The following is a 12,730-nucleotide window of genomic DNA, read 5'->3' on the forward strand; positions in this document are numbered from 1 at the left end:
TTTACGTCATTAATCCTTAATCGGGATTTCCAATTTTAAATTACTTGTTGTATATTTGGTCGATTATTATGGATGCTAAATGAGAAAAAGTGCGAGTCAGGACTGTACCGAAATGAGGCAGACAGTTGTCTTGAAAGATTCCGAGATCGAGGGAGATATTATCCTGCCCGGGAACTTGTGTTTATTTGGCAAAATTTCAGGTAATGTTACTGCAAAAGGTAAGGTGGAGGTGAAGTCGGGGGCTGTAGTAACAGGAAATATTTCTTGTCGGGAATTGGAGATAGAGGGATTGGTGGGGGGAAACGTGGAGACCTGTTTTTTAATTATTGGAGAAAATGCCGTTTTGGAAGGGGATGTGCAGGCAGGAAAACTGCTCGTGAGAGCCGTGAAGTATGATATAAAACGGTTACGTTTGGTAAGAAAATAAAGTAAACGATAAATCATGGGAAAAGAAGTACAACAGCAAATAGCGTTAAATTTACTCAGTGAAGGAACTCAGATTACCGGGGATCTTCACGCTTCAAATGACATTCGTATTGACGGAGAGCTTAAAGGAAAGATTTTCACGAAGGGACGTCTGGTTATCGGGCAGATGGCCAAGGTGGAGGGAGAGGTTAATTCTCCGAATGTTGATATTTTAGGAACCATGGAAGGGAATATCGTGTCGACGGGGACTGTTTCCTTGAGGGCAAAGTCGGTATTCACGGGAACGATCAAAGCTGCTTATATCGCGATCGAGTCCGGAGCGGTTTTTAATGGCGAGTGCCATATCCAACGAGAAGTTCAACAAAAATAATTAAAGACGTGGTGTGTCGTGTATTGGTAGTGATCTCATTGCTACTGAGTCTGGTTTCTTGTGAAAAGGAACAGGATAAGGTAGAAGATGGTGTTTCTTTGGAACTGGCCAAAGAACGTAAAGCGAATATAGGCGGCGTGACCTATAAATTGTATTTTTCCATTCCGGCGGACAGGAGTGAGGCGATTATGGCTGAATCGACGATCTTTTTTGAATTGTTTGATCTGGTTCCGGTCATTCTGGATTTTAAAGAGGCAAAAGAGAATATTCTTGCCGTTACGTCTTCGGATGGGAGAAAAGTTCCGTACACGTTTAAAAATGAACATATTATTATTCAACCAGAACACTTGAAAAAGGGACGGAACGAGCTGGTCATCCAATTTAAAGCGGGAGAGTCCTCTTTGAATCGAAGCGATGACATGCTATACACGTTGCTGGTTCCGGATCGATGTCGTACGTTGATGCCTTGTTTCGACCAACCGGATATAAAGGCGAGATTTAAATTGACGTTGAAAATACCATCCCGGTGGAGGGCGGTCGCTAACGGGGAACCCGTTCGTACGGAGTATTTTAATGATTATAAGTTATACGAATTCGAGGAAACAAAACCGTTGAGTACTTATCTGTTTGCTTTTACCGTGGGAAGGTTTTCGTACGTGGAACGTTACGTGGGAGGGCGCTGGATCGGTATTTACCATCGGGAAACGGATACTTCGAAGATCAATGCCAGTATTCCGGTCATTGCCAGAGAGGTAAGTCATGCATTGGATTGGATGGAAAACTACACGGGGATACGTTACCCGTTTGATGTATATAATGTCGTGGCGATTCCTGATTTTCAGTACGGCGGGATGGAGCATCCGGGCGCCGTGTATTACCGGGCGTCAACGATGTTTTTGGACCGGAACGCTGATTTGTCGGCATGGATGAAACGCAGTGATGTTATCGCTCACGAAACGGCCCACATGTGGTTTGGTGATTACGTCACGATGAGGTGGTTTAATGACGTGTGGTTGAAAGAGGTGTTTGCCGGTTTCATGTCGGACAAGATTATGACCCAGTTATACCCGGACGTGAATCATCGGTTGAATTTTTTCTTGAATCATTACGAGCCGGCATTACGGACGGACCGGACGAAGGGGACGCACCCGATTTTGCAGGAGCTGGATAATCTGAAGGATGCGGGGACTTTGTACGGGGATATTATTTACCACAAGGCCCCGATCGTGATGCGTATGTTGGAACGGGAGATTTCCGAACGGCGGTTACAGATCGGGTTGCAAAGGTATCTTCGCAGATGGTCTTATTCTAATGCGGATTGGGACGAGTTGATCAAACTGCTGGAAAGTACAACGGGACAGGATTTGCAGGCTTGGAACGAGATATGGATAAAAGAAAGTGGGGCTCCCGTGATCGAGTTCCAGAAAAACGGAATCGTGATGACGGATGAGAGCGGGAAGAATCGGGTTTGGCCTCAGGCTGTATCTGTTTTTTGGGATTACATGGGGTTGAAGAGAACATTGATCCCGTTACGTGATTCGCTGACTCCTTTCAGGTATGGGGCTGCTGTCGTGTTACCGGATGGGGACGTCATGGGATACGGTTGTTTCTTACCCACGGATTTTTCTATTCGATTTCTTGATGATGAGCTAGGAAATCTGAATGACCCGCTTTACAGGGCAGTTGCCTGGCAAGCTCTCTACGAAGGGGTTTTGCATAAAAAAGTGAAAGGGGAGTTTTTCCTGAAGTTATGTATCAAGCATTTACCACAAGAGAAGAATAACTTGGTTGTGAACCGGACGTTAAGTTTCTTGAAAATTATTTATTCAACCTATCTGGATGAGGGAAGTCGGCAGTTAATACAGGACGATTTAGAACGTTTTTGTATTAATATGGTAAATAATAAGGCTGAAGGGAAGAATAAAAAATCGTATTTTAATACGTTATTGTCAATTTGTTCTTCACCGAAGAGTTGTTCCTATTTGTCAAGCGTGTTAAAGGGTGAACAGGATTTACCGGAAGACGTAACGATCAATGAACAAGATAAGATTAGTATTGCGTTTAATTTGGTATTGCGAGATACGAGTGTTTATGAAGACACGAAGGCATATATCATGAGAACGGTTAAGAATAAGGACTTGCTGGATCGGTTTGAATATGTATACCCCTCTTTATCTGGTGATAAACAAGTGCGTGATAGCGTGTTTAACGCCTTACTTGTAAGAGAGAACCGGGTGAATGAAGTATGGGTGGAAGAGTGTTTGCGGTGGTTGAATCACCCGCGGAGGAGAATGGAGGCGGAGGGGTATGTTCCGAAATTGCTTGGTGCGTTGCAGGAGATTCAACAGACGGGGGATATTTTCTTCCCGGGTTCTTGGTTAAGTGCCGGATTAGCGGGTCATACGAGTAAGAATGTGTACACGATGGTAAATTCTTTCTTGGAGAAACATGCGAATTATCCGCAGAATTTGAAATTGAAGATATTATCTAATTCAGATCATTTACGGCGTTTACATTCAGAAGAAGAGAATAGAGATAGATTAAAATAACATGGCGATAGAAGAGAATTCATTGATATTGATTCCGGCCCGTTATGCTTCCACCCGTTTTCCTGGGAAACCGCTGGTGGATATTGCCGGAAAACCTATGATTCAACACGTGTATGAGAAGGCTGCGGTTGTTTCTGATCACGTATACGTGGCGACGGATGACAAGCGTATATATGATGCCGTGCTTGCTTTTGGTGGGTGTGCGGTAATGACTTCCGATGCGCATCGGAGTGGAACGGATCGGTGTTACGAGGCGTACACGAAAGTAAAAGAGATGTTGCAGTGCAATTTTGACGTGGTGGTGAACGTGCAGGGAGACGAGCCTTTTATTATCCCGGAGCAGATCGAATCGTTGATTGCGTGCTTTGAAGATCCTGCCGTGCAGATTGCCACGTTGGCCAAGCCTTTCGAGAAAAATGATGAGATTTTTGACCCGAATAAAGTGAAGGTAGTGTTTTCCGCCAATCATACTGCTCTTTATTTTAGTCGAAATCCGATTCCTTATTGCAGGGGCGTGGAGCGTGCAGATTGGCTGGCTAAAACCCCGTTTTATAAACACGTGGGGATGTACGCTTATCGTCCGGAAATTCTGAAGGCGGTGACTTCTATCCCGCAGGGTGTTCTGGAACAGGCGGAATCTTTGGAACAATTACGATGGTTGGAGAATGGTTACACGATTGCTGTCAGTATCACGAATCATGAATCAATAGGGATTGATACCCCGGAAGACTTGGAGAAATTGAAGGAGTTAATTCAATAAAAGGAGGGTACGAATGTTTAGGGAGATGCGACGTAAAAAGCAGATGCTGTCATTGGAGGAATGTGTTGCCGTGTTGGATAACGGGACATCAGGGGTATTGGCTGTTGACGGTGATAATGACTATCCTTATGCGGTCCCGCTTAGTTACGTGTATTGTGATTCTAAGATCTTTTTTCATTGTGCCCGAAGTGGGCATAAATTAGATGCTATTGCGAGAAATGAGAAGGTTTCTTTTTGTGTTATCGAGGCAGATCAAGTGATGCCTCAAAAGTACACGACTTATTTTCGGAGTGTTATTGTTTTCGGGAAAGCACGTGTTCTGGAAGATGATATGGAAAAGAGAATGGCTCTTGAGATATTGGCAGCAAAATATACCCCGGATGACGAACGTGGACGTATGCAGGAGATTGATAAATTGTTTGGCCAAGTGAGTATGATTGAATTAACTATCGAACATATGACGGGCAAAGAAGCTATTGAATTGGTTCGGATGAAACCGTAAATTTGGGGGAATGTAGATAAAAAATTAAAAGCTAAAAGGTATTTCACTTTTAGCTTTTAATTTTTAGTTTTTATCTTTTTTAGATTGTCATGATGTCTTTTTCTTTCTTCGCAAAGTATTCATCGGCTTTCTTGCCGTACTCGTCTGTCATTTTTTGAGCGATGGCTTCAGCATCTTTGGACATATCTTCCGGAAGTCCGTCTTTTACCATTTTTTTCACTTGCTCAATGACATCCCGGCGGGCGTTGCGGATACTTACTTTCGCTGTTTCCATCTCGCCTTTACTTTGTTTTACAAGGTCGCGTCTGCGCTCTTCTGTCAGAGGCGGGATATTTATACGAATAATTTCTCCGTTGTTATCCGGGTTCAAGCCGAGATTAGCGTTCATGATTGCTCTTTCAATGGGAGAGATCATACTTTTTTCCCAAGGTTGAACTGCAATTGTTCTCGGATCTGGGGTTGAAATATTGGCTACTTGTGATAACGGGGTAGGACTACCATAATAGTCAACCAGCACGTCTTGTAAGATTTTCGGGTTGGCTCTTCCCGCTCTGATTTTACTAAGTTCTGATTCCAGGTGACTCAGAGCAGCTTCCATTCTCTCTTTTGCTTCGTCGAGATAAAATTGTACTTCCTCGTTCATATAATTTTTATTTGATTTAATATCCCATAATGAATCAAACAAAGGTATAAAAAAAACTTTATTTTTACTCTATCCTACGCCACGTTTCCTTGACTTGAACGTTTTTGTGGGTTCCATCTGCTAATTTTAGTTTTACTTCGCCTGTGAGGACAAGAATCCGGTTGTTTGCATCATATTGGTAATGAGCAGAGGATTCCACGATGTCTTTTATTTTCACAGAAGGGGCGTGTTCCGATAAAAATTGTCCGTGGGCAATCTTGTAGGTCCCGTTGACCCCGTTAGAACAACTGAACGTGAAGTCGTCGAAATATTCTTTTTGTAAGAGTTGTTTCGTTTCAACCCCATTTTCTCTTATTTTTTCCCATTTACCAACAAACGGGTTGGCAATAATAGCCCGAATGAGTTTTCCGGGATTGAAAATACAGTCTTCGACGTATCTTTTGAACTTCTTCTCTCCCAGATAATCCCGGATTTTGATTTCTCGTAGGGTCGTGTTTGCCCTGAAACGAGGGGTGATCCGTACATACTCCGAGGTGAAATCTTCTGTTGGCAGGCTATCTATAAGCCGGATTTGTTCGTCCCATTCTTCTTTATAGAATTGTAGTATTTTGTTTTTATCGCTGACGGGAAGGGACATGGTGGGCATGACGATGCTTAACATGATTTCCGAGGACTGTTGTTGTTCTCGGGCGGAAGTGATGATTCCTTTATAAACGGCCTTATCTGATCCGTAACGTTTTTTCAGATAGAGGCGATACATATCGAAAGAAGCTTGAGGAACCGTGTCAAGTCCGTTTTTTAATTTTTCTTCTTCAGCATTCAATACTTTCAAGTATCTGTCGAAAGTTCTTCTTTCTACGCTAGGGGAGGTACTTTTTAAAGCAAAATAGACAGGGACCGTGTATGAAACACGCACGGGAGAGCCGTTTTGTTTTCCCGGTTCCCACTTCGGCATAGAGGCGATAACTGCTTTCGCCTCGTTGTCTAGTTCGGGAGAAACACCCCGAATAACCTTGACATTGCTGATGGCTCCATCCTTTTCAATAACGAATCTGACATACACTTTCCCTTCGAGTTTTTTCTCCTTGGCAGTTTCCGGGTAGCGTATATTGTTGTATATCCATGTATTTAGATTACCTGGGAATACAGGCATTTCTTGGACGAGGAAATGGATTTGGTTGTCTTCCGTGGAGTCTTGAACAGTTTGTTTATCTTGAATTTGGCTAATTGCCGTATGCGTATTAAAAATAAGAAAAACACTCACCAATCCGATTGGTAATTTGGCGAGGGATTTTAATTTAGCATAGAATGGTTTTAATGTCATGGTGTGTTTCTTAGTGTGATAAATAGTTCTTTTTATCACAGCTAAATATAGAAGGAATTTTTTGTTTTTGCAATGAAAATAAAGATTTAATGAAAGTTTAACGTGCATCGTTAAGAGTTGCTTTTGGGGTAAAAAGGAGGAAAACGACGGATTTTGTAATTGATAGAAGTGATGAAGATATTCATGATAGGACTAATTAGATTGAAAAAACAGTAGGGAAGATAATCTAACGTGGCAACTCCCAAAACTTTAGCTTGGGTGGCTCCACAAGTATTCCAAGGGATTAAAACGGACGTGACTGTGGCAGAATCTTCAAGGGCACGGCTTAGTACTTCCGGCTTTAATCCCCTGTTTTTATAGATATTTTGAGTCATTTTCCCCGGAACCACGATGGAAAGGTATTGATCACAGGAAGTAATGTTGAACAGGATACATGTCGAGATGGTTGTGGATACCAGCGAAGTATCGTTTTTGACAAATGAAAGTAAGGCTTCGCTAATCCTTTTTAAAAAGCCGCCAGCTTCCATTACCCCGCTGAATATCATGGCCATGATGATAAGCCAAACCGTGTTTAGCATCCCTTCCATACCCCGGGTCGATAGTAATGCATCAATGTTGGGTGAGCCTGTTGAAAGTTCCATTTTCCCGAATATTGTTTGCACGACAAGCTGGTAGGTATTAGAAAAATGTTCTTCCTGTATGAGTTTATTTAGCAATTGGCCTTGAAAGATCAAGGCAAAGAGTATGCCGAGCCCGATGCCAGCGAGCATGGCAGGGACTGGTGGAACTTTCTTGATAATAATGAAAGCCAATAAAACGGGAACGAGGAATAGCCACGGGGAAACATGGAACGTGTTCCCGATCCCTGAAAGAATGGAATCGGTATCCGTGATGTTTCCGGTGTTGTGGTACCAGAGTCCGATGATCCCGAATATAATTAAGGTAATTATGTACGTGGGTGTCGTGGTGTATAGTAGGTAACGAATATGTGTGAATATGTCTGTTCCTGCAATGGCGGAGGCTAAATTTGTGGTGTCCGAGAGGGGTGACATCTTGTCCCCGAAATAAGCACCGGAAATGACGGCTCCAGCAACGATGCTGGGATTCATGTTGAAGGCATTACCGATTCCGATAATAGCAACGCCCACGGTGGCAATGGTTGACCAGGAGCTACCCGTGGCAACGGAAACGATACTACATATAATAACGGAGGCGATCAGAAAGAAAGAGGGTGACATGAGTTTAATTCCATAATAAATCATGGTTGGGATCACTCCACTGAGCATCCATGTACCACTTAATGCCCCGATAAGTAGTAAAATCAGGATGGCAGGCATGGCGGAATTGATCATGCTTAGTATTTTATTTTGTATGGTATTCCATTTCACGTGGTGAAAGCCTGCGATGATGCCACTTATCGTTGACGTGATCATGAGAGCGATTTGATTAGCTCCACCCAAAGGATCATCAAAGTAGATCACGTTTAGGAACAGGAAACCGATCAGAATAAGAATCGGCGTGATGGATAACAACAAGGATGGAGATTTCATGGTATGCTATCATTGATTTTTGTGTAAATATACGGGAGAGAAAGAAAATAGTTTATCGGCTTGAGTGATATTAAAATGAGAGAGTAGCCTTTAAATTTTTAATTTTCAATTAAGGGAGTTACTTTTGTCTGCTTAAAGAAACGATATGAAAAGGAAAGATTTTGAAGTGATGGCTCCGGTTGGTTCTTATGAATCTTTGGAGGCGGCTTTGCAGGCTGGAGCGAATTCTGTTTATTTTGGGGTGGAAGGATTGAATATGCGTTCCCGTTCATCGGCTAATTTCACGTTGGATGATCTGAGGAATATCGTGGAACGTTGTAACGCCCGGGAAGTGAAGACTTATCTCACGGTGAATACGATTATATATAATAACGAGCTGGATAAAATGCATCAAGTGATCGAGTGTGCGAAGGATGCTGGGGTGTCAGCGATTATTGCCTCGGATATTGCAGCAATCTTGTACGCCCGCTCGATAGGGGTGGAAGTGCATATCAGTACGCAATGTAATATTACCAATTATGAGGCGGTGAAGTTCTATGCCCAATTTGCGGATGTAGTGGTGTTGGCTCGTGAGCTGGATATGGATCAAGTGATGATGATTCATCAGCAAATTGTTGAAAATGATTTGCGTGGTCCCAAGGGAGAATTGATCCAGATCGAGATGTTTTCTCATGGGGCATTGTGTATGGCGGTTTCGGGTAAATGTTATTTAAGTCTCCATGAGATGAATGCTTCGGCAAACCGGGGGGCTTGTTATCAAATATGTCGACGTTCTTATACGGTGAAAGATACCGAGAGTGATATAGAATTGGAGGTTGATGGGAAATATATCATGTCTCCTAAAGATTTGTGTACGATTGGTTTTATTAATAAAATGATCGATGCCGGGGTGCGGGTTTTCAAGATTGAAGGGCGTGCCCGTCCGGCAGAATATGTGAAGACGGTTTGCGAGTGTTATGACGAGGCGTTGAATGCTTATCTTGACGGGAGCTACGGGGCGGAGAAGATTGCGAATTGGAAAGAGCGATTGGCTACCGTGTTTAACCGGGGATTTTGGGATGGCTATTATCTGGGCCAGCGTTTGGGCGAGTGGAGCGAGGTGTACGGGTCTAAAGCCACGAAAAAGAAGATTTGTATCGGTAAAGTGACAAACTATTTCGGTAAATTGCAGGTAGGAGAATTTAAACTGGAATCCTATGATTTGAAAGTGGGAGAAGAAGTAATGATCGTCGGCCCGAACACGGGAGTGGTACAAATGATTGTCCCGGAGCTAAGGTTGGAGCTGGAACCTGTCGAGCAAGTGGATAAAGGAGCCGTTTTCTCCATGCCATGTGAAACGAAATTGCGAAGGTCTGATAAATTGTACAAGTTGGTGGATACGACGGAGGAGTTGATGCAATAAAAAAATGCCGATTGTTAAATCGGCATTTCTTTTATTATTTTCTACTGAATTTAGGAAATCTAGGAGGTTTAATATCAAATAGATTATAGCTGATAACCACGGTACCTCTCATGTGTAACATACTATAATCAAAATATTGATTATTGCTTTTGAATATATCTTTGAATCCCCAAGAGAAACGAAGTCCAAGTTCGAAACGGGTTGAAAGTTTTCTTTCATATCCCATTAAGATTCCCAGATCCCAAGAGTCCAAGGAAGAGTCAAAATCCATATCGTCCATATCATCCGGCATGATTGAATCAACTTTGTCTGGACCTCCGGTTCCGATGTATCCTTTCTCCGGATCGATTACAAATGAACTCTTCATTACCCAAGCGAAATAGGGACCTAATAGAAGTCGGTCTTTCCCGTTACGTAGAGTATATTTCGTGTACACGGGGATCTCAAGCATGGTAAAATCCATGTGCATTTCTGCCGATCCTGAGAAGTATTGAACAAGTTCTTTGTCTTGATAGCGTTGATTTTCGACCCTCGCATCAGCATTCATGGTGATCGTTTTATACGTGAGTTCCGTACCTAGAGACCAGCGGGAAGTGATGGGAAAAGATAGTTTAGCACCTAACGATAAATTCAATTTGGGATAAGGGTTGAATGTTTCGGGTATATGTTTGAACGGGAACGGTACGGCTCCACCAATATCCGTACCCAACTGAACCCCTAATGCAAATCGATAATCGACAGAATCTGTTTTCCGTACCTTCTCTTGTCCTTGTACGGAGAATGCTCCACAGATTAGAAATATAAGTGTATATATGATGTAATGTTTCATGTTGCAATGATTTAATAAATCAGTTTGACGTCATCTACTTCCATGGTACTACCCGGAGCTCCTAAGAATATATCCCCGCTTTTGCTGGAACTGAACACGATAACAATGTGTGTAGGAATATCGGTTTGGTTTGTGTATACAACCGGGATATTGTAATGAGCCCAGTTCCGGTATTTCGTTTCTTTTCCATCAAAAAGGATTTCTCCTCTTCCGAGAACTTCAACACCATCTGCAGGTCTTCCATGATATTCGAATGTCCCTTCTCCAGTCCAACGAATAATTTCGACAAAAGCTTGTCCGACATCCACGCCCTCGCGATCTTCGATAGAGTATTTTGAACCACTTTTAACCGCTTGTTTTAATTGTGGACCGGGTTCATATTTGGCATCAAATTCAATAGATTGAATTCTCACCGTGTGAGGGATTCCAAAGTGAGTCATGGATCGAGGGTCATTAAGTGCCCCAACATCGAATTTGAAACACCCAGTATAGATACTTCCTGCTGCGATTAACTTACCGAAAATAAGAGCATTTTGTTCATTTGTCGTCATCTTGGCTGCATAACCTCCATTGTGTTCAACAGGGCGAGTTCCTTGTACGAAGTAATTGTTTGCAGTTGCCCAACCTTTTCCGTATCCCGGTACGGGATCAATAGTTTCTTCATTTAAATTAATATCGTTTCCGAATTTTCCCCATGATTCAAAGTCCGAATTGGGGATTTGTAAAAGGGCTCCGAATTGAATCTTCCATGTCCGACGAGTTTGTCCGTCAGCGGAGACAACCGTGATCTCTTTTATATCCTCAAAACTTTGAAACGTTAATTCTTCTCCTTCCGTGTAATCTTCAAAAGTAGCATCCTCTGATAACCGGATTGTAGGTTTTATTGTAACCGGGAAACCGGGATCTAACACGGAGATATTGACTATTTTGCTCCAGGGATTGATTGTAATAGTCATTTTCTCTGAGCCTTCAAATTTGAATTGTAGAATATCTGCTCCAGTATCCATAGCTTCCAAACTAATAGAATATGGATGAACGAATCCACTTTCTGCTATAAGGAAAAAGTTGATAGTAGATTCTCCTCCATTAAATACAATATCTTGGCCTTTCACGTAATTACCAAGAACTTTATGGGTTGTTGAACTTGTCTCTAAAACAGTTTGGAGTGTTAAAGGAAATAAATTATCTTCCGGAACGACAGGTATAATAATAGACTTGTCATCGCGATAGATTTCTCCTAGTTCGGCTGTCGTCGGGGTGTATGATGTGATTTCAAAACGCTCAATACTAGCATCATCACTCAAGTCTTTTACTTTCTCGCACGAGCTTAGTAATCCCACAGCAAATAAAAGAATCCAATAATATTTTCTCATAAAAATTTATTTTTCGTAATACCTAGCAATTTTCATGCCATCTATATAGATACGGAAATAACGACAAACGGGTTATCCGGCTGTCGTTATTTTATTGGTAGTTAATTTTTTTTCTTATAATAACGAATAATATAAAATACAATACATCCTAATAACGCAAGTAGTAATATGCTGGAACTTATCGCTGATATTTTAGCTCCCATGAAATAGGATTGCGGTTTATACTCGAACGTGATCACGTGTTCTCCGGCAGGAACGATCATGGCCCGTAAAATGTAATCAGCTCGGAATAATTCACTCGGTTGGCCATCCACGTAAACATTCCAGCCTTTCGGGTAATATACTTCACTGAAAACGGCGAGTTGTTCATCGGTGGCGGAAGTTTTGTACTCCAATTTATTCGGAGCGTAAGATGTCAGTTGAATGCTTGCGTTTTCGTCGAAATTGAATCCCTTGTCTTGGATAATAGATTGGAATTCTTTGTTGATAACGGCAGATTCTTTCGGGTCGATTTGTTTCAACGTGATAATTTCATCATCCGGAGTGTCAACTAATTCGTAATCTTTAACAAACCATGCGTTCCCGTATGCGAAACGATTATTGATTGGTGCCGAGTTCGGATCAATGATAATGTATTTCGCATTCAGCATGTTTAGTGCTTTTTGCTGGGGAAGGCTTCCCTCGATGGAAGAAAGTGTCGGTGATTGCTTTAATGCGTTCCCGAGATTCTGTATTTCGGGAATGATAAAGTAATCAATCATATCTTGATAGCGTTGTAATTTTGCGGCACTGTAACCCCCGATTGTTTTGTGGAAATAACTGGTATGGGAATCGTTAAACACGTCTACGGATAAATCCAACACCCGGTAATTAGGATCTTTATCGGTTAAAATAGCATTATCAGCAGGACGTAACTTATATTGGCTATTAAATTCTCGTTGTGTAACGAAATGGTCAGCATTTAAATAACGTTTATCCACGGTCCACATATCTGCAAGAATC

12 protein-coding genes are annotated in these 12,730 nt (G+C 42.1%); 6 read left to right on the forward strand and 6 right to left on the reverse strand.

Going from position 1 to position 12,730, the window contains the following annotated elements; translation table 11 throughout:
• The first annotated feature begins 79 nt into the window (after positions 1-79).
• From AB5542_RS17760 to AB5542_RS17780, 5 genes are read left to right on the forward strand one after another with little or no spacing between them, the layout of a single operon-like run.
• Positions 80-427, forward strand: coding sequence for a polymer-forming cytoskeletal protein (locus tag AB5542_RS17760; RefSeq protein ID WP_087419025.1), 348 nt, complete (start codon positions 80-82; stop codon positions 425-427).
• Positions 428-442: 15 nt separating this feature from the next.
• Entirely contained in the window at positions 443-796 is a 354-nt protein-coding gene (locus AB5542_RS17765; RefSeq protein ID WP_087419024.1) for a polymer-forming cytoskeletal protein, read from the forward strand.
• 8 nt (positions 797-804) lie between these two features.
• Positions 805-3,345, forward strand: a complete 2,541-nt coding sequence (locus AB5542_RS17770) for a M1 family metallopeptidase (protein WP_087419023.1) — start codon at positions 805-807, stop codon at positions 3,343-3,345.
• A gap of 1 nt (position 3,346) precedes the next feature.
• Positions 3,347-4,105 carry a 3-deoxy-manno-octulosonate cytidylyltransferase gene (gene kdsB / locus AB5542_RS17775; protein WP_087419022.1) on the forward strand — a complete coding sequence of 253 codons (759 nt, stop codon included), beginning with the start codon at positions 3,347-3,349 and terminating at the stop codon, positions 4,103-4,105.
• Positions 4,106-4,118: 13 nt separating this feature from the next.
• Entirely contained in the window at positions 4,119-4,607 is a 489-nt protein-coding gene (locus AB5542_RS17780; protein ID WP_279038147.1) for a pyridoxamine 5'-phosphate oxidase family protein, read from the forward strand.
• Positions 4,608-4,686: 79 nt separating this feature from the next.
• Here the strand turns inward: AB5542_RS17780 and frr are convergent, their stop codons facing one another.
• The 3 genes from frr to nhaC all read right to left on the reverse strand — a co-directional run bounded on the left by frr (position 4,687) and on the right by nhaC (position 8,124).
• Positions 4,687-5,250, reverse strand: a complete 564-nt coding sequence (gene frr / locus AB5542_RS17785) for a ribosome recycling factor (protein ID WP_027201833.1) — start codon at positions 5,248-5,250, stop codon at positions 4,687-4,689.
• A gap of 64 nt (positions 5,251-5,314) precedes the next feature.
• Entirely contained in the window at positions 5,315-6,574 is a 1,260-nt protein-coding gene (locus tag AB5542_RS17790) for an energy transducer TonB (RefSeq protein WP_162613657.1), read from the reverse strand.
• Between the two features lie 110 nt (positions 6,575-6,684).
• The gene (gene nhaC / locus AB5542_RS17795) at positions 6,685-8,124 is read right to left on the reverse strand and encodes a Na+/H+ antiporter NhaC (protein WP_279038143.1); all 1,440 of its coding nucleotides are present in this window, start codon (positions 8,122-8,124) and stop codon (positions 6,685-6,687) included.
• Positions 8,125-8,269: 145 nt separating this feature from the next.
• On the opposite strand from nhaC, the gene AB5542_RS17800 reads away from it, so the two are divergent.
• Positions 8,270-9,526: a peptidase U32 family protein gene (locus AB5542_RS17800; RefSeq protein WP_279038142.1), complete on the forward strand. Its 1,257-nt coding sequence runs from the start codon at positions 8,270-8,272 to the stop codon at positions 9,524-9,526.
• 34 nt (positions 9,527-9,560) lie between these two features.
• On the opposite strand, the gene AB5542_RS17805 is transcribed toward AB5542_RS17800, so the two are convergent.
• The 3 genes from AB5542_RS17805 to AB5542_RS17815 form a co-directional block, all read right to left on the reverse strand.
• Positions 9,561-10,355: an outer membrane beta-barrel protein gene (locus AB5542_RS17805; RefSeq protein ID WP_118304514.1), complete on the reverse strand. Its 795-nt coding sequence runs from the start codon at positions 10,353-10,355 to the stop codon at positions 9,561-9,563.
• An 11-nt stretch (positions 10,356-10,366) separates the two neighbouring features.
• On the reverse strand, positions 10,367-11,728 hold the full coding sequence (locus tag AB5542_RS17810) for a PCMD domain-containing protein (RefSeq protein ID WP_279038138.1): 1,362 nt from the start codon (positions 11,726-11,728) through the stop codon (positions 10,367-10,369).
• A gap of 101 nt (positions 11,729-11,829) precedes the next feature.
• A partial coding sequence (locus tag AB5542_RS17815; RefSeq protein WP_368243293.1) for a YfhO family protein occupies positions 11,830-12,730 on the reverse strand: 901 nt, incomplete at its 5' end.

Origin of the sequence: Butyricimonas sp. RTP31003st1_G1_RTP31003_210430 (assembly GCF_040920905.1) — a bacterium.
GTDB lineage: Bacteria > Bacteroidota > Bacteroidia > Bacteroidales > Marinifilaceae > Butyricimonas > Butyricimonas paravirosa.